The 16,069-nt window shown below is 68.0% G+C and carries 17 protein-coding genes; 13 read left to right on the top strand and 4 right to left on the bottom strand.

Going from position 1 to position 16,069, the window contains the following annotated elements:
• The first annotated feature begins 225 nt into the window (after nucleotides 1–225).
• Together QZ749_RS02060 and QZ749_RS02055 are read left to right on the top strand one after the other, a co-directional pair.
• Nucleotides 226–981, top strand: a complete 756-nt coding sequence (locus QZ749_RS02060; protein ID WP_296942709.1) for an SDR family oxidoreductase — start codon at nucleotides 226–228, stop codon at nucleotides 979–981.
• A 48-nt stretch (nucleotides 982–1,029) separates the two neighbouring features.
• Nucleotides 1,030–1,734 carry a pirin family protein gene (locus QZ749_RS02055; protein ID WP_296942707.1) on the top strand — a complete coding sequence of 235 codons (705 nt, stop codon included), beginning with the start codon at nucleotides 1,030–1,032 and terminating at the stop codon, nucleotides 1,732–1,734.
• Nucleotides 1,735–1,830: 96 nt separating this feature from the next.
• Here QZ749_RS02055 and QZ749_RS02050 read toward each other — a convergent pair whose 3' ends face one another.
• Nucleotides 1,831–2,445: a TetR/AcrR family transcriptional regulator gene (locus QZ749_RS02050; protein WP_296942705.1), complete on the bottom strand. Its 615-nt coding sequence runs from the start codon at nucleotides 2,443–2,445 to the stop codon at nucleotides 1,831–1,833.
• Nucleotides 2,446–2,574: 129 nt separating this feature from the next.
• Between QZ749_RS02050 and QZ749_RS02045 the strand changes: the two genes are divergently transcribed.
• The 3 genes from QZ749_RS02045 (at nucleotide 2,575) to QZ749_RS02035 (ending at nucleotide 6,524) form a co-directional block, all read left to right on the top strand.
• Complete coding sequence (locus tag QZ749_RS02045) at nucleotides 2,575–3,603, top strand: MBL fold metallo-hydrolase (protein WP_296942703.1); 1,029 nt, start codon at nucleotides 2,575–2,577, stop codon at nucleotides 3,601–3,603.
• Between the two features lie 97 nt (nucleotides 3,604–3,700).
• The gene (locus QZ749_RS02040; protein ID WP_296942701.1) at nucleotides 3,701–6,070 is read left to right on the top strand and encodes a Tex family protein; all 2,370 of its coding nucleotides are present in this window, start codon (nucleotides 3,701–3,703) and stop codon (nucleotides 6,068–6,070) included.
• A gap of 4 nt (nucleotides 6,071–6,074) precedes the next feature.
• On the top strand, nucleotides 6,075–6,524 hold the full coding sequence (locus tag QZ749_RS02035) for a GNAT family N-acetyltransferase (protein WP_296942699.1): 450 nt from the start codon (nucleotides 6,075–6,077) through the stop codon (nucleotides 6,522–6,524).
• Between the two features lie 49 nt (nucleotides 6,525–6,573).
• Here QZ749_RS02035 and QZ749_RS02030 read toward each other — a convergent pair whose 3' ends face one another.
• Nucleotides 6,574–6,861 (bottom strand): hypothetical protein, encoded by a 288-nt coding sequence (locus QZ749_RS02030; protein WP_296942698.1) that lies wholly within the window; start codon nucleotides 6,859–6,861, stop codon nucleotides 6,574–6,576.
• Between the two features lie 171 nt (nucleotides 6,862–7,032).
• On the opposite strand from QZ749_RS02030, the gene grxD reads away from it, so the two are divergent.
• From grxD to QZ749_RS02015, 3 genes are read left to right on the top strand one after another with little or no spacing between them, the layout of a single operon-like run.
• On the top strand, nucleotides 7,033–7,350 hold the full coding sequence (grxD, locus tag QZ749_RS02025) for a Grx4 family monothiol glutaredoxin (RefSeq protein WP_296942696.1): 318 nt from the start codon (nucleotides 7,033–7,035) through the stop codon (nucleotides 7,348–7,350).
• Nucleotides 7,343–7,930: a UbiX family flavin prenyltransferase gene (locus QZ749_RS02020; protein ID WP_296942694.1), complete on the top strand. Its 588-nt coding sequence runs from the start codon at nucleotides 7,343–7,345 to the stop codon at nucleotides 7,928–7,930. Before grxD ends, QZ749_RS02020 begins: the two co-directional genes overlap by 8 nt.
• Nucleotides 7,931–7,982: 52 nt before the next feature.
• Nucleotides 7,983–8,345, top strand: a complete 363-nt coding sequence (locus QZ749_RS02015) for a hypothetical protein (protein ID WP_296942809.1) — start codon at nucleotides 7,983–7,985, stop codon at nucleotides 8,343–8,345.
• 78 nt (nucleotides 8,346–8,423) lie between these two features.
• Here QZ749_RS02015 and QZ749_RS02010 read toward each other — a convergent pair whose 3' ends face one another.
• A complete protein-coding gene (locus QZ749_RS02010) occupies nucleotides 8,424–8,834 on the bottom strand; it encodes a hypothetical protein (RefSeq protein ID WP_296942692.1) in 411 nt (136 codons plus the stop codon).
• Nucleotides 8,835–9,192: 358 nt separating this feature from the next.
• Nucleotides 9,193–10,242, bottom strand: coding sequence for an MBL fold metallo-hydrolase (locus QZ749_RS02005; protein ID WP_296942690.1), 1,050 nt, complete (start codon nucleotides 10,240–10,242; stop codon nucleotides 9,193–9,195).
• A 153-nt stretch (nucleotides 10,243–10,395) separates the two neighbouring features.
• Between QZ749_RS02005 and QZ749_RS02000 the strand changes: the two genes are divergently transcribed.
• The 5 genes from QZ749_RS02000 (at nucleotide 10,396) to QZ749_RS01980 (ending at nucleotide 16,069) form a co-directional block, all read left to right on the top strand.
• On the top strand, nucleotides 10,396–10,797 hold the full coding sequence (locus tag QZ749_RS02000; protein ID WP_296942805.1) for a MerR family DNA-binding transcriptional regulator: 402 nt from the start codon (nucleotides 10,396–10,398) through the stop codon (nucleotides 10,795–10,797).
• A gap of 94 nt (nucleotides 10,798–10,891) precedes the next feature.
• Nucleotides 10,892–12,076, top strand: a complete 1,185-nt coding sequence (locus QZ749_RS01995; RefSeq protein WP_296942688.1) for an isovaleryl-CoA dehydrogenase — start codon at nucleotides 10,892–10,894, stop codon at nucleotides 12,074–12,076.
• Between the two features lie 160 nt (nucleotides 12,077–12,236).
• Complete coding sequence (aceK, locus tag QZ749_RS01990) at nucleotides 12,237–14,075, top strand: bifunctional isocitrate dehydrogenase kinase/phosphatase (RefSeq protein ID WP_296942686.1); 1,839 nt, start codon at nucleotides 12,237–12,239, stop codon at nucleotides 14,073–14,075.
• Nucleotides 14,068–15,267, top strand: a complete 1,200-nt coding sequence (locus tag QZ749_RS01985) for an acetyl-CoA C-acyltransferase (protein ID WP_296942684.1) — start codon at nucleotides 14,068–14,070, stop codon at nucleotides 15,265–15,267. The genes aceK and QZ749_RS01985 overlap by 8 nt, the downstream gene beginning before the upstream one ends.
• 133 nt (nucleotides 15,268–15,400) lie before the next feature.
• Nucleotides 15,401–16,069 carry an SDR family oxidoreductase gene (locus tag QZ749_RS01980; RefSeq protein ID WP_296942682.1) on the top strand — a complete coding sequence of 223 codons (669 nt, stop codon included), beginning with the start codon at nucleotides 15,401–15,403 and terminating at the stop codon, nucleotides 16,067–16,069.

The raw sequence follows: 16,069 nt of genomic DNA, 5'->3' as shown, positions 1-16,069 counted from the left end.
CCTTTGTCTTGTCATGCATGAACGGCAGGACCCGACATGGTAAGCCATCCGCACGTTTCACGATACCGGGCCGATGGCCGGGGCGATGGCGCATACCCTACAAATTTGCAAAGATAGTTTGCGATCAATGCTATTTTAATGCGACGGCTTCCTCGGTACGATGCTTCACATCGGGACTGCACAACGCCCCGCCAACCGCACCGACCACTTACCAAGGAGCCCATCATGACCCGCAAACTCGACAACAAGATCGCCCTCATCACCGGCGCCACCAGCGGCATCGGCCTGGCCGCCGCCAAGCGCTTCGCCCTCGAAGGCGCGCAGGTGATCGTCACCGGCCGCCGCCAGGCCGAACTGGACGCCGCCGTGCAGGCCATCGGCCACGACGCGCTCGGCCTGCGCGTCGATTCCGCCGACCTGTCCGCCCTGGACGGCCTGTACGCCCAGATCCGCGAGCGCTTCGGCCGCCTCGACGTCGTCTACGTGAATGCCGGCGGCGGCTCGATGCTGCCGCTGGGCGAGATCACCGAGGAACAGTTCGACGACACCTTCGAGCGCAACGTGAAGGGCACGCTGTTCACCGTGCAGAAGGCGCTGCCGCTGCTGGCCAACGGCGCCTCGGTGATCCTGACCGGCTCGACCGCCGCCAGCAGCGGCACCCCGGCCTTCAGCGTCTACGCCGCCAGCAAGGCCGCCGTGCGCGCCTTCGCCCGCAACTGGATCCTCGACCTGAAGGACCGCGGCATCCGCGTCAACACCATCGCCCCGGGCGCCACCCGCACGCCGGGCCTGGTGGAACTGGCCGGCAACGACGCCGCCGCCCAGCAGGGCCTGGTCGACTACCTGGCGGCGCAGATCCCGCTGGGCCGCGTCGGCGACCCGGACGAGATCGCCAAGGCGGCGGTGTTCCTGGCTTCCGATGACGCCAGCTTCGTCAACGGCATCGAACTGTTCGTCGACGGCGGCCAGGCCCAGATCTGACCCACGACACGCCGCGTCCCATCGCGCGGACGCGGCCGGGAGACCACCATGATCGACCACCGCCCCTACGCCGCCCTCGGCGGCAACGACCTCGGCTGGCTGAAGGCGCGCCTGCACGTCGCCATCCACGGCCTGGGCCACCCCGCGCACGGCGCCATCGGCCCGCTGCGCGCCTGGAACGACGACGAATTCGCGCCGCGCTCCGGCTTTCCGATGCACCGCCACCAGGACGTCGAGATCCTGACCTACGTGCGCCGCGGCGCCATCACCCACGAGGACAGCCTCGGCAACCGCGCCACGGTGGCCGCCGGCGACGTCCAGGCGATGAGCGCCGGCAGCGGCATCCGCCACGCCGAATTCAATGCCGAAGACGTGGACACCGCGCTGTACCAGATCTGGCTACGGCCGCGCGCGACGGGCGGCGCCCCGTCCTGGCGCACCCGGCGCTTCCCGCGCCACCAGCGCGCCGGCCGGCTGACGGTACTGGCCAGCGGCGATGCCCGCGACGTCGAACGGGGCGCGCTGGCGATCGACGCCGACGCGCGCCTGCTCGGCGCCACCCTGCGCGCCGGCCAGACCATCGCACACCGCCTGGCGCCGGGCCTGCGCGCCTACCTGGTCTCGACGGCCGGACGCGCCACCGTCAACGGCGTCGCACTGGCGCCGCGCGACGGGGCCGGCATCGCCGGCGAAGCCGTGCTGGCCATCGCCGCGCTGGAGGATACGGAGATCGTGCTGCTGGAGCTCGGATGAGCCGCGCGGCGCCGGCACCAAGGACGGGGTCCGCCGTCCAGGCGCCGCGGCGCTGCCGGACGGTCCGGCCCCGGGACGACGGCGCGGCGAGCTGCGTCAGGGCGTAACGGCGAAATACGCCAGGAACATGGCCACCGCCGCATCGACGATCCGCGCCCGCTCGGCCTCGGTGGGCGCGGGCGCGCCCATCGTCACCTGGGGCCAGAACGCGAAGGTCTTCAACTGCCCCTGCAGCAGCGTGGCGGCGAACGCCGGATCGCCGGGCTTGAGGCGGCCGTCGGCCTGGGCCGCGCGCACCCAGGCCGTCACGCCCTCCTCGCGCTCGCCCAGGCGCGCGAACACCGGCCGCGCGCGCTCGGGGGCGTGGATGGCCTCGGAAACCGCCACCCGCGCCAGCCCGATGAAATCCGGGTCGGCCAGCGTGCGCAGCTTCAGCGCCAGCAGCTCGGCGAGTTGCTCGCGCAGGCCGACGTCGCGGCGGTAGGCGTAGTCGAGCGTATCCGTGCTGCTCTGGAACAGCTGGACGATGGTTTCCGCGAACAGGTCTTCCTTGCTCGGGAAATGGTTGTAGACGGTGCGCTTGGACACCCCGGCGGCGGCGGCGATGCTGTCCACGCTGCTCGCTTCGTAGCCGTGCGCGCGGAACTGGTCGGCCGCGGCGGCGAGGATGGCCACGCGCTTGCGGTCCGTAAGGCGGGCTGGTGCGTTCATCCGATAATTTTACACTCACCGGTTTACTTCTTCATGGGGAAAAACTACACTGTGCAGTGTACATTTATCGTATTTCCATGTTTTATGCGCATCTTGCTCATTGCCATCCTTTTCGGGACCCTGCTCATCATGACTTTCCGCACGCTGGCGTCGACGCCGCCCTCCTCGTTCGACACGTCTTCCCAGTTCCACGACGGGAAGTTCCGCAATCCGGTCCCCATGAGCAAGCTCGGCCTGGGCGACATGGCGCGCCTGTGGTGGAAGGCCATGTTCGACAAGCCGGCCGGCACGGTACCGTCCGCCGCCATCCCGGTGCGGCCCTTGAGCCGCGCGGCGCTGCTGGCGGCGCCGGACCAGACCCTGTACCGCCTCGGCCACTCGACCATGCTGCTCAAGCTGGGCGGCGAGTTCTACCTCACCGATCCGGTGTTCTCGCGGCGCGCCTCGCCCGTGCAGTGGGCCGGGCCGGCGCGTTTCCATGCGCCGCCGATCGGCATCGAGGAACTGCCGCCGATCAAGGCGGTGATCCTGTCGCACGACCATTACGACCACCTCGACCATGCGGCGATCCTGGCGCTGGCCGGCAAGACCGCGCACTTCCTGGCGCCGCTGGGCGTGGGCAGGCGCCTGGTGGACTGGGGCGTCGACGCGGCCAGGGTGCAGGAATTCGACTGGTGGGAGGGCACGACGATCGACGGCGTGCGCTTCGTGGCCACGCCGGCCCAGCACTTCTCGGGCCGCACGCCGCTGGATGGCAACGCGACGCTGTGGGCGTCCTGGGTCGTGCTGCACGACGGCCTGCGCCTGTTCTTCAGCGGCGACACCGGTTATTTCAAGGGCTTTGGCGAGATCGGCGCCAAGTACGGCCCGTTCGACGTGGCGCTGCTGGAGACGGGCGCCTACGACAAGCTGTGGCCGGACGTGCACATGCAGCCGGAACAGACGCTGCAGGCCTTCCTCGACCTGGGCGGCAAGCACCTGGTGCCGATCCATAACGGCACCTTCGACCTGGGCATGCACCGCTGGCAGGAACCGTTCGAGCGCATCGCGGCGCTGGCGCAGGCGCGCGGCGTGGCGATGGCGACGCCGGAGATGGGCGAGCCGCTCGACCTGCGCCGGCCGCAGCCGGGCACGGCCTGGTGGCGCGCCGTGGAGTGAGGCCGTCGCGGGGCAGGACGCGGGATCGCTGTCAAGACTGGCGCAATGCGCGCGTTTGCGTATCATTGCCGCTCGACTCACGATCCACGAAAACGCAATGCTGCCTTCGATCGAACAACGCCTCGCCCAAGAACTGTCCGCCAGACCGGCCCAGGTGGCCGCCGCCATCGCCCTGCTCGACGAAGGCGCGACGGTACCCTTCATCGCCCGCTACCGCAAGGAAGCGACGGGCGGGCTGGACGACACCCAGCTGCGCCTGCTGGAAGAACGCCTGCGCTACCTGCGCGAGCTGGAAGACCGGCGCGCCGCGGTGATCGCCTCGATCACCGAACAGGGCAAGATGACGCCGGAACTGCGCCAGGCGCTCGCCCTGGCCGAGGACAAGACGCGCCTGGAAGACCTGTACCTGCCGTACAAGCAGAAGCGCCGCACCAAGGCCCAGATCGCGATCGAGGCGGGCCTGGCGCCGCTGGCCGACGGCCTGCTGGCCGATCCGACCCGCGATCCGGAACGGGAGGCGACGCAGTACCTGCGCGAGGCCTTCGCCAACGCGGACGGCGTCAACAACCCGGGCGTGCCCGATACCAAGGCGGCGCTGGACGGCGCGCGCCAGATCCTGATGGAACGCTTCGCCGAGGATGCCGAGCTGCTGCAGTCGCTGCGCGAATACGTGCAGGACCACGGCGTGGTCGAGTCGAAGGTCGTCGACGGCAAGCAGGACGAGGGAGAGAAGTTCGCCGACTACTTCGATTACGCGGAACCGCTGGCCAACGTGCCCTCGCACCGCGCGCTGGCGCTGCTGCGCGGCCGTCGCGAAGGCGTGCTGGACGTGACGCTGCGCCTCGACACCGAACCGGAAAAGCCGAAGTGGGACGCGCCGCACAATCCGTGCGAGAGCCGCATCGCCGCGCGCTTCGGCATCAAGGGCGCGGGCCGCCCGGCCGACAAGTGGCTGCTCGACACCGCGCGCTGGACCTGGCGCGTGAAGAGCGCGATGTACATCGAGACGGAACTGATGGGCGCCCTGCGCGACAAGGCCGAGGGCGACGCGATCCAGGTGTTCGCGCGCAACCTGAAGGACCTGCTGCTGGCCGCGCCGGCCGGCCCGCGCGCCACCATGGGCCTGGACCCGGGCCTGCGCACCGGCGTCAAGGTGGCGGTGGTGGACGCCACCGGCAAGGTGGTCGACACCGCCACCATCTACCCGCATGCGCCGCGCAACGACTGGGACGGTTCCCTGCACGTGCTGGGCCGGCTGGCGGCGCAGCACGGCGTGTCGCTGGTCTCGATCGGCAACGGCACCGCCTCGCGCGAGACCGACAAGCTGGCGCAGGACCTGATCAGGCAGCATCCCGAGCTCAAGCTCCAGAAGATCGTCGTGTCGGAAGCCGGCGCCTCGGTGTATTCGGCATCGGAATTCGCCTCGCGCGAGCTGCCGGAGCTGGACGTGTCGCTGCGCGGCGCGGTGTCGATCGCGCGGCGCCTGCAGGACCCGCTGGCGGAGCTGGTGAAGATCGACCCGAAGTCGATCGGCGTCGGCCAGTACCAGCACGACGTGTCGCAGACCCAGCTCGCGCGCCAGCTCGACGCCGTGGTCGAGGATTGCGTGAACGCGGTCGGCGTCGACGTCAACACGGCCTCGGCGCCGCTGCTGGCGCGCGTCTCGGGCCTGTCCGCCGGCGTGGCGCAGAGCATCGTCAGCTACCGCGACCAGCAGGGCGCGTTCGCCTCGCGCGCGGCCCTGAAGAAGGTGCCGCGCCTGGGCGAGAAGACCTTCGAGCAGGCGGCCGGCTTCCTGCGCGTGATGAACGGCGACAATCCGCTGGACGCCTCGGCCGTGCACCCGGAGTCGTACCCGGTCGTGGAAAAGATCCTGGCCGACCTCGGGCGCGACATCAAGGGCGTGATCGGCGACGGCGCGCTGGTCAAGCGCCTGGACCCGGCCCGGTACGCGGACGAGAAGTTCGGCGTGCCGACCGTGTCGGACATCCTGAAGGAACTGGAAAAGCCGGGCCGCGACCCGCGTCCGGAATTCACCACGGCCACCTTCAAGGAGGGCGTGGAAGCCATCTCGGACCTGCGCCCGGACATGATCCTGGAAGGCGTGGTGACCAATGTGGCGGCCTTCGGCGCCTTCGTGGACATCGGCGTGCACCAGGACGGCCTGGTGCACATCTCGGCGCTGTCGAACACCTTCGTCAAGGATCCGCACACCGTGGTCAAGGCCGGCCAGGTCGTGAAGGTGAAGGTGCTGGAAGTGGACGCCAAGCGCAAGCGCATCGCCCTGACGATGCGCCTGTCGGACAGCGCGGCCCGGCCGGGCGGCGCCCAGGGCGGCGCGCAGCCGCAGCAGCGCGGCGATCGCGACGACCGCAAGCGCCTGGGCCAGCACCAGCAGCGCCAGGACCGCGCGGCGGCCCCGGCCGGCGGCGCGATGGCGGCGGCATTCGCCAAGCTGAAGAAGTGAGCGCATGATCGCCTGCGCCGCCGCCGATCCGGGCGGCCTGGAAGCGCGCGCGCTGGTCGCCGAACTCGACGCGGCGCTGGCGGCGATCACGGGCGACAGCGGGGCCTCGTCGTTCGACGCGGCCGACGTGCGCGGCGCCGGCGCCGCCTTCCTGGTGGCGCGCGCAGCGGACGGCCAGCCATGCGGCTGCGGCGCGCTGCGGCCGCTGGCGCCGGGCGTGGCGGAACTCAAGCGCATGTACGCGCGCCCGGGCAGCGGCGCCGGTCGCGCGCTGCTGGCGGCGCTGGAAGCGCAGGCGGTGACGCTGGGCTATCGCGAGATCCGGCTGTCCACGCGCAGGGTCAACGCGCGCGCGGTCGGCTTCTACCTGCGCCATGGCTACGCGCCGATCGATGCCTACGGCAGGTATGCGGGGCGCGAGGTATCGATCTGCCTGGGCAAGCGGGTGGGGTGACGCCCGCGCCATGCCGCCGTCGCATGTCCGGCGGGCGCCGGACTTGCGTTCAACCCCATCCCTTGAGGAGGATCCCCAGCAGGAACACGGCCAGGCACGCGAACCCCGCCTGCGCCATGCGCCTGGGCGCCAGCGCGCGCTGGCCGGTGCGGCGGATGTGCAGGCCTTCGCGCACCAGCAGGACCGCGTAGGCGGTGGCGCCCAGGCCGGTCAGCAGGTGGCCGAACGCCATGTGCATGATGCCGTAGGCCAGGTCGGCGGTGCCGGTCAGGCCGAGCACGGCGGCAATGGCGAAGTTGAAACCGGGCGAAGGCGTGCCGGGCGGGCGCTGTTGCATGACGATATCCAGGTGAGTGACGGTCCGCGCGATCATACCGCATCGCGCACCGTTGCCAGCCTTGACATATTGCCTTTTTCCGGCGACGGCGGCCGGCATGGCCACGCACCCGCCGTGCGGTTTTCTTATAAAATGCCGCCATCGACGACTTTTCCCCTGAGGCGACACACCATGAGCGACGTACAAACCTGGATCAAAGAAACCGTGACCAACACGCCCGTCGTGCTGTTCATGAAGGGCACCGCCCAGTTCCCGCAATGCGGCTTTTCGGGTCGCGCGATCCAAATCCTGAAGGCCTGCGGTGTCGACAACATCGCCACCGTCAACGTGCTGGACGATGCGGAAGTACGCCAGGGCATCAAGGAATACTCGAACTGGCCGACCATCCCGCAGCTGTACGTGAACGGCGAGTTCGTCGGCGGCTCGGACATCATGACCGAGATGTACGAGTCGGGCGAGCTGCAAGCGATGTTCAAGAAGAATGACTGAGTCTGCGCCACGCCGGATCGTCGTCGCCATCACCGGCGCGACCGGCGCGGTCTACGGCGTGCGGCTGCTGCAGAGGCTGGGCGCCAGTCCCGGCGTCGAGACCCACCTCGTGGTGTCCGACGCCGCCACCCTCACCCTGCACCAGGAAACCGGCCTGCAACGGCGCGACGTCGAGGCGCTCGCCCACGTGGTGCACCGCAACCGCGACATCGGCGCATCGATCGCCAGCGGTTCGTTCCCCACCGCCGGCATGGTCATCGCGCCCTGCTCGATGAAGACCCTGGGCGCCGTCGCGCACGGCCTGTCGGACAACCTCGTCACGCGCGCCGCCGACGTGGTGCTGAAGGAGAGGCGCCGCCTCGTGCTGATGGTGCGCGAGACGCCGTTCAACCTGGCGCACCTGCGCAACATGACCGCCGTCACCGAGATGGGCGGCATCGTCTTTCCCCCGCTGCCCAGCTTCTACCACCGTCCCGCCACCATCGACGAGATGGTCGACCACACGGTCGCGCGCGTCATGGACCTGCTGGGTGTGGAGAATGCGCTCGCCCCGCGCTGGGGCGGCATGAAGGAAGCGTGAGCGTCGCGCCGCCCGACGAGGCATCCCCGACCTGTGCCGGGGAGGCGGCGCGATGGCCGCTGCTGCTGCTGCGGCCGGCCTAGCCGCGTTCCCGGTAGGGATCCCGTTCAGCCTGGCGTTGTTCGCGTGCGTCTTCGATCTTCCTGCGCTGCTCGTTTCGCTTGCGCATGATTTCTGCGTGCTGCGCCGCCGTCATCGGTGGCACGGTCATGAGGTCCTTCAACTGCGCGGTGTTGCTGTAGTTATTAATCATGAGGCGACTGCATCCTTATTGACCGATAACACTGGCTGGGGGCTGGCGGAAAAGTACGGCGCGCTGCACGGCAACATTCCCGCTGCCGTTCCCGATTATGCGCGAGACTCGGCCGTTTGTGCCGTTCGTTTGGATAAAAAATTGCTCTGCGGCAGAAAATGAAATGGCCAGCCGCCCGGGCGAAGCCGCCGGGTTGCTGGCCATCGTGGCGGGCTGTGCGATCCAGCCCGGCAGGCGCGCTTATTTTTGCTGGTGATTCATGCGCACCAGCATGCGGATAAACTCGCGTGCCAGTTGCTTGTGATGCTCGTCCAGGCGCTGCAGGTCGGCGATCAGCTTGACGTCGGCCGATTCGAAGCGCGCCGTGCCGTCGGCATGGTCGCCGTTAGCGCCGGCGTTTTCCGAACCGCCGAAACGCAGCCAGTCCGCCGGCACGCCGAGCCACTGGGCGATCATGCGCAGCTTTTCCTGCGTCGGGATCGCTTCGCCGACCAGCCATTTGCGCGCGGCGTGGACCGTGATCGGACGGCCCTCGAAACGAATGTTAAATTCGCGCGCCAGCCTGGTCGGGCTGTCCGGCGAATAGTGGGCGTTTCTCAGGGCTTGCTGCAGGCGTTCGCTGAAGCTTTCCCGTTCGTTGGTCGAATTCATTGGGGGCACTAAGGGTTCATGCATGGCCGTCATCGGTTGCTCCATTGATCAGACCGTATGTGACGGCTGGGAACGCGTTAAGTAACAAATATGTGAGTATTGATCGATTCTCACATGCTGTCCAGCAATTCCCTACCTCTTCGGCCTTCGATAACATAAGTGTGAAAAATATCCTACAGGAAAAAGCACGATAGCGCGCACTGCTGTTTCATTGCGTTACAGAAATAATGACATGTCTGCATGGCGCGATTCAACAAGCGGTGGCGTAATATACCATTTATCGGTGCAATATATTGATTATAGGAAATTTTTGTCGCTAATTCTATGACTGCCACGCACTTTATATGATGTTGCTTCCCTACAACTGAAAGCGCACGATGCCGTCGGCACCAGTTACACGTTGCAAACTACCGTCATGCCAGAGGTAATGCAGGTGGGCCAGCGCCTCGCCGATCGCGAAGCTGAGCTGGTGGGCGTCCAGCTGGCGTCGGAACATCAGGGGAACAATGTCAACCGCCGAGCGCGGCACGGCGCAGGCGGCGCGCACCTCGTCCAGGCGGGCGGCGTGGTGCGCGCGCAGCTGGGCGATGCGCACTTGCAGGCCGCGGAACGGCTTGCCGTGGGCCGGCAGCACCAGCGTGTCCTCGGGCAGGTCGGCGAACCTGCCGAGCGAATCCAGGTACAGGCGCAGCGGATCGCCTTCCGGCTCGACGGCGAAGACCGAGACGTTGGTCGAGATGCGCGGCAACACCATGTCGCCCGAAAGCAACACCTTCCACTCCTCGCTATATAAGGAGACGTGCTCCGGCGAATGCCCGAAGCCGGTGATCACCCGCCACGCGGTGGCGCCAATGCGCACCCGCTGGCCGTCCTGCAGCCGCGTGTACGCCGCCGGCACCGTGGGCACCAGCGACGGATAGTAATTCCTGCGGCTGCCCATCTGGGCGAGCAGCGCGGGGTCGGCGAGGCCGTGGCGCTGGAAATGCGGGATCGCCGCCGGCCCGTCGACGCCGGGCAACGCGGCCGCCATCATGCGCATGAACGCGAACTCGGCCGCGCTGGTCCAGAACGGCGCCCCGAAGCGCTCGCACAGCCAGCCCGACAGGCCCACGTGGTCCGGATGGCAGTGGGTGGCGAACACGCGCGCCAGCGGCCGCCCTCCCATGACCTCGTCGAACAGTCGCTCCCAGGCGGCGCGGGTGGCGTCGGTGCCGGCCCCGCTGTCCACCAGCGACCAGCCCTCCCCGTGCTGTCCACGCTCGTCCAGCAGCCACAGGTTGATGTGGTCGAGGGCGAAGGGCAGCGGCATGCGCACCCATGCCAGGCCGGGCAGGATGTCGACGGCGGCGCCCGGTTGCGGGACCTGGTCGCCGAAGGGATAGTCGAGTTGCGATTCGAGAGCGTTCATGCGGGATCTTTCGCGGTTTTCGGGGCTGGACAGGGACGGCGCGCTACAATGCGCTTGACATCGATATTGACGTTGACGTAAACGGAAAACATGGGCGCCGATGCCGATTCTAAGCGATTCCGGATGCCGCCACCTTTCGACCCGCAGGACACCATGGCCACGACCTATACCATCGCCGAACTGGCGCGAGAGTTCGACATCACCGCGCGCGCGATCCGCTTCTATGAAGACCAGGGGCTGCTCAGCCCGACACGCGAGGGCCAGGGCGGCCGCAACCGCGTGTACACGCCGCGCGACCGCACCCGCCTGAAGCTGACGCTGCGCGGCAAGCGCCTGGGCCTCACTTTGTCGGAGATCAAGAGCATCATCGACATGTACGAGACGCCGAAGGACACCGTGGCCCAGATCGACCGCTTCCTGGGCGTGCTGGCGCACCAGCGCCAGACCCTGGAGCAGCAGCGCGCGGACATCGAGATGTCGCTGGCCGAGATCGCCGTGCACGAGGACGAGTGCCGCCGCCTGCTGGCGGACGCCGACCGCAAGGACGCGGCTTGAGGGGCCACGCGCGGTTGACGTTTACGTTAACGTCACTCCGCGCTATCATCCGGTTGGGCACCAGCCATCAAACCAGACGAGAACGAGGACGACAATGCTGCACCTGCCAGGCTTGACCTTTGACCACGGCGAGGACATCGCCGCACTGCGCGAAGCGGTGCAACAGTTCGCGGCGAGCGAGATCGCGCCGCGCGCCGCGGAAATCGACCGCACCGACCAGTTCCCGATGGACCTGTGGAAGAAAATGGGCGAACTGGGCCTGCTGGGCATCACCGTCGGCGAGGAATACGGCGGCGCCGGCATGGGCTACCTGGCGCACATCGTCGCCATGGAGGAAATCTCGCGCGCGTCGGCCTCGGTCGGCCTGTCCTACGGCGCCCACTCGAACCTGTGCGTGAACCAGATCAAGCGCAACGGCAACGAAGAACAAAAACGCAAGTACCTGCCCAGGCTGATCTCGGGCGAGCACGTCGGCGCGCTGGCCATGTCCGAGCCGAACGCCGGTTCCGACGTCGTCAGCATGAAGCTGCGCGCCGAACTGAAGGGCGACCGCTACGTCCTGAACGGCACCAAGATGTGGATCACCAACGGCCCCGACGCCGACACCCTGGTCGTCTACGCCAAGACCGACATCGAGGCCGGCCCGCGCGGCATGACCGCCTTCCTGATCGAAAAGGGCTTCAAGGGCTTCTCGATCGCGCAGAAGCTCGACAAGCTGGGCATGCGCGGCTCGCACACGGGCGAACTGGTGTTCCAGGATTGCGAAGTGCCGGTCGAGAACGTGCTGGGCGGCGTCGGCCGCGGCGTCAACGTGCTGATGTCGGGCCTGGACTTCGAGCGCACCGTGCTGTCCGGCGGCCCGCTGGGCATCATGGCGGCCTGCATGGACGTGGTGGTCCCGTACATCCACGAACGCAAGCAGTTCGGCCAGGCGATCGGCGAATTCCAGCTGATGCAGGGCAAGATCGCCGACATGTACTCGACGATGATGGCGTGCCGCGCCTACGTCTACGCGGTCGGCCAGGCCTGCGACCGCGCGCAGTCGCCGGAGGCCGTGCGCGCGCTGCGCAAGGACGCCGCCGGCGCCATCCTGTACAGCGCCGAAAAGGCGACCTGGATGGCCGGCGAGGCGATCCAGACGCTGGGCGGCAACGGCTACATCAACGAATACCCGGTCGGCCGCCTGTGGCGCGACGCCAAGCTGTACGAGATCGGCGCCGGCACCAGCGAGATCCGCCGCATGCTGATCGGACGCGAGCTGTTCGGCGAAACGATGTAAACGATTTGTGGAGAGGGGAGACGCGGGCTGCGTCCACATGCATACAGAGCCGTACAGGCCGCCGCCAGCCCGCAAACGTTGAAACGTCATTCCCGCGCGAGCGGGAATGACGGGTCAATCGCGGTCGACACCCATCCTCACCCAGGCGCGTGCAACAACGATGACCCAGTCCACCTTCCCCAAGCTGCTGTCGTCCCGGATCGCCTTCGACATCGCGCGCGCCATCCTGGACGGCTTCGACCGTCACTATTCCCTGTTCCGCCAGGCCAGCCAGGGCGCCAGGCGCCACTTCGAGCAGGCCGACTGGATCGCCGCCCGGCAGGCCGCGCGCGAACGCATCGACTTCTACGACCGCCGCGTGCAGGAATGCGTGGCGGCGCTGGAGGACGAGTACGCGCCGGAGGAGCTCGGCGACGACACCTGGCGCGAGACCAAGCTGCACTACATCGGCCTGCTCACCGGCCACAAGCGCCCCGAACTGGCCGAGAGCTTCTTCAACTCGGTCAGCTGCCGGATCCTGCACCGCAGTTACTACCGCAACGATTTCCTGTTCGTGCGTCCCGCCGTCTCGACCGACTACATCGAGACCGACGAGCCGGCGCCCACCTACCGCGTCTACTACCCGGCCGCCGACGGCCTGCACGGCGCGCTGGCGCGCGTGGTCACCAACTTCCAGCTCGAGCGCCCGTTCGCCGACCTCGCGGGCGACGTCGCGCTGGTCGAGGCGCGCATGGACGCGGCGTTCGGCCTGCACGCGCGCGCGCCGAACCAGCAGTTGCAGGTGCTGTCGAGCCTGTTCTTCCGCAACCAGGGTGCCTACATCGTCGGGCGCGCCGTCAACGGCAGCCGCGAACACGCCTTCGTGATCCCGATCCTGCACGGCGCCGGCGGCAAGCTGGTGCTGGACACCGTGCTGACCGACCCGGAGCAGGTGACGCTGCTGTTCTCGTTCACGCGCGCCTACTTCATGGTCGACATGGAAGTGCCATCGGGCTACGTGCAATTCCTGCGCGGCCTGATGCCCAGGAAGCCGCGCAGCGAGATCTACACCGTGCTCGGCCTGCAAAAGCAGGGCAAGACGCTGTTCTACCGCGACTTCCTGCAGCACCTGAAGCACAGCTCGGACGTCCTGCGCATCGCGCCCGGCATCCGCGGCATGGTGATGCTGGTGTTCGAGCTGCCGTCCTTTCCCTACGTGTTCAAGGCGATCAAGGACTGGTACCCGCCGCCCAAGGAGACGACGCGCGAGGCCATCATGGGCAAGTACCTGCTGGTCAAGCAGCACGACCGCGTGGGCCGCATGGCCGACACGCTCGAGTATTCCGACGTCGCCTTCCCGCTCGCGCGCTTTTCCGAGGAGCTGCTGGACGAACTGCGCAAGTTCGCGCCGTCGCTGGTCGAGATCGAGGGCGACCGCATCGTCCTGCGCCACCTGTACATCGAACGGCGCATGGTCCCGCTGAACCTGTTCCTGGCCGACGCCGCGCGCGCCGGCGACGATGCCCTCGTCGAACGCGGCGTGGTCGAATACGGCAACGCGATCCGCGACCTGGTCGCGGCGAACATCTTCCCCGGCGACATGCTGTATAAAAACTTCGGCATCACCGGCGAAGGCCGCCACGTCCGCGCGGTGTTCTACGACTACGACGAGATCGAATACGTCAGCGACTGCAATTTCCGCGACATCCCGGCCCCGCGCAACGAGGAAGACGAGATGGCGTCCGAACCCTGGTACCCGGTCGGGCGGCACGACGTCTTCCCCGAACAGTTCGCGCGCTTCCTGCTCGGGGACCCGCGCATCAGGAAGCACTTCCTGGCGCACCATGGCGAGCTGCTCACGCGCGCCTGGTGGCAGGCCCACAAGGAACGGATCCTGGCCGGCGACGTCGACGACGTGTTCCCCTATCCGCAACAGATCCGCTTCCGGCAACACGAGCACCCCGACGCGGCGGCCGGTCCGCCGCATTCCCACTATCTGGAGACACTACACAATGAATGATCCTATCGTTATCGTCGGCGCCGCCCGCACCCCGATGGGCGCCTTCCAGGGCGACTTTTCCTCGAAATCCGCGAGCGACCTGGGCGCGGTGGCGATCCAGGCGGCCGTCGCGCGCGCCGGCGTCGACGCCAGCCTGGTCGAACACGTCTACTTCGGCAACTGCCTGATGGCCGGCCAGGGCCAGGCCCCGGCGCGCCAGGCGCTGATCAAGGCCGGCCTGCCGCTGTCGACCGGCGCCGTCACGCTGTCGAAGATGTGCGGCTCGGCGATGCAGGCGGCGATCTTCGCCCACGACGTGCTCAAGGCCGGCAGCGCCGACGTCGTCGTGGCCGGCGGCATGGAATCGATGACCAACGCCCCCTACCTGATCCCGAAGGCGCGCGGCGGCTACCGCATCGGCCACGCGCCGATGTTCGACCACATGATGCTGGACGGCCTGGAAGACGCGTATTCGCGCAACGAAAAGACCGGCGAAGGCCGCTCGATGGGCACCTTCGCCGAGGAATGCGTGGCCAAGTACTGCTTCTCGCGCGAAGACATCGACGCCTTCGCGATCGCCTCCGTCAAGCGCGCGCAGGCCGCCGCCGAATCGGGCGCGTTCGACTGGGAGATCGCGCCGGTGACGGTGGCCAGCCGCCTGGGCGAGAACGTCATCGAGAAGGACGAAGGCCCGCTCAAGGCCAAGGTCGACAAGATCCCGACGCTGCGTCCGGCCTTCAAGAAGGACGGCGTGATCACCGCGGCCTCGTCCTCGTCGATCAACGACGGCGCCGCCGCCCTGGTCATGATGCGCGAATCGACCGCGAAGGAACTGGGCGTGACGCCGATCGCCCGCATCGTCGGCCACACCACCCACGCCCAGGAACCGGACCAGTTCACCACCGCGCCGATCGGCTCGCTGCACAAGCTGTTCAAGAAGACCGGCTGGACCCCGAAGGACGTCGACCTGTTCGAGATCAACGAAGCCTTCGCGGCGGTGCCGATGGCGGCCATGCACGAGCTGGACATCCCGCACGACAAGATCAACATCCACGGCGGTGCCTGCGCGCTGGGTCACCCGATCGGCGCCTCGGGCGCGCGCATCATCGTCACGCTGCTGGGCGCGCTGAAGAAGACCGGCGGCAAGCGCGGCGTGGCGTCGCTGTGCATCGGCGGCGGCGAGGCCACGGCGATGGCGATCGAGATGGTGTGATGCGTAGGGTGGACGGCTTCCCGGTCCACGCGTCCAGATTCCTCATGAATGGATATGATGCATCATTCATACGTTGCTTGAACGCGTGGACGGGGGACCCGTCCACCCTACATCCAATCCGAGGAGAACCACCATGTCCACCGCTCTCATCATCGGCGCCTCGCGCGGCATCGGCCACGAAATGGCGCGCCAGTACCGCGCCGACGGCTGGCGCGTGATCGCCACCGCGCGCCAGCCGGACGACGTCGCCGCCCTCGCGCGGCTGGGCGCCGAGGCGCACCAGCTCGACGTCAACGACGTCGAATCGCTCGCCGGCCTGGGCTGGAAGCTCGACGACGAGAAGGTCGACACGGCCTGGCTGGTCGCCGGCGTCTACGGCCCGCGCCACGCGGGCTTTCCCACCCAGCAGGAATTCGACGAGGTGATGCACACCAACGTGCTGGCCGCGATGCGCCTGCTGCCGATCGTCGGCCTGCTGGTGGCGAACACGCGCGGCAAGCTGGCCGTGCTGTCCTCGCGCATGGGCTCGATCGGCGAGCGCAGCAATCCGGAAGGCTCGCTGTACCGCGCCAGCAAGGCGGCGCTCAACTCCGTGCTGGCCGACGCCGCCCTCACCTGGGGCCAGCAGGGCGCGACCTGCCTGAGCTTCCACCCCGGCTGGGTCCAGACCGACATGGGCGGCGCCGGCGCCGCGCTGACGGTCGAAGAGAGCGTGACGGCGCTGCGCGCCACGCTGGCGCAGGCGGACGCGTCGCAGAACGGCGCCTTCCTCAACTACGACGGCACGCCGATTCCGTGGTAA

Source organism: uncultured Massilia sp., from assembly GCF_913773735.1.
Lineage (GTDB): Bacteria > Pseudomonadota > Gammaproteobacteria > Burkholderiales > Burkholderiaceae_D > Telluria.
This window is presented reverse-complemented; position numbering and strand designations above follow the sequence as displayed.

Bases quoted from the DNA above. Each gene is read 5' to 3' on its own strand.
- QZ749_RS02040 (WP_296942701.1), top strand. From the start codon at position 3,701: ATGCTGCCTTCGATCGAACAACGCCTCGCCCAAGAACTGTCCGCCAGA.
- QZ749_RS01995 (WP_296942688.1), top strand. From the start codon at position 10,892: ATGCTGCACCTGCCAGGCTTGACCTTTGACCACGGCGAGGACATCGCC.
- grxD (WP_296942696.1), top strand. From the start codon at position 7,033: ATGAGCGACGTACAAACCTGGATCAAAGAAACCGTGACCAACACGCCC.
- QZ749_RS02060 (WP_296942709.1), top strand. From the start codon at position 226: ATGACCCGCAAACTCGACAACAAGATCGCCCTCATCACCGGCGCCACC.
- QZ749_RS02005 (WP_296942690.1), bottom strand. From the start codon at position 10,242: ATGAACGCTCTCGAATCGCAACTCGACTATCCCTTCGGCGACCAGGTC.
- QZ749_RS02035 (WP_296942699.1), top strand. From the start codon at position 6,075: ATGATCGCCTGCGCCGCCGCCGATCCGGGCGGCCTGGAAGCGCGCGCG.
- QZ749_RS02000 (WP_296942805.1), top strand. From the start codon at position 10,396: ATGGCCACGACCTATACCATCGCCGAACTGGCGCGAGAGTTCGACATC.
- QZ749_RS01980 (WP_296942682.1), top strand. From the start codon at position 15,401: ATGTCCACCGCTCTCATCATCGGCGCCTCGCGCGGCATCGGCCACGAA.
- QZ749_RS02010 (WP_296942692.1), bottom strand. From the start codon at position 8,834: ATGAATTCGACCAACGAACGGGAAAGCTTCAGCGAACGCCTGCAGCAA.
- QZ749_RS02055 (WP_296942707.1), top strand. From the start codon at position 1,030: ATGATCGACCACCGCCCCTACGCCGCCCTCGGCGGCAACGACCTCGGC.
- QZ749_RS02045 (WP_296942703.1), top strand. From the start codon at position 2,575: ATGACTTTCCGCACGCTGGCGTCGACGCCGCCCTCCTCGTTCGACACG.
- QZ749_RS02050 (WP_296942705.1), bottom strand. From the start codon at position 2,445: ATGAACGCACCAGCCCGCCTTACGGACCGCAAGCGCGTGGCCATCCTC.
- QZ749_RS02015 (WP_296942809.1), top strand. From the start codon at position 7,983: ATGGCCGCTGCTGCTGCTGCGGCCGGCCTAGCCGCGTTCCCGGTAGGG.
- aceK (WP_296942686.1), top strand. From the start codon at position 12,237: ATGACCCAGTCCACCTTCCCCAAGCTGCTGTCGTCCCGGATCGCCTTC.
- QZ749_RS02020 (WP_296942694.1), top strand. From the start codon at position 7,343: ATGACTGAGTCTGCGCCACGCCGGATCGTCGTCGCCATCACCGGCGCG.
- QZ749_RS02030 (WP_296942698.1), bottom strand. From the start codon at position 6,861: ATGCAACAGCGCCCGCCCGGCACGCCTTCGCCCGGTTTCAACTTCGCC.
- QZ749_RS01985 (WP_296942684.1), top strand. From the start codon at position 14,068: ATGAATGATCCTATCGTTATCGTCGGCGCCGCCCGCACCCCGATGGGC.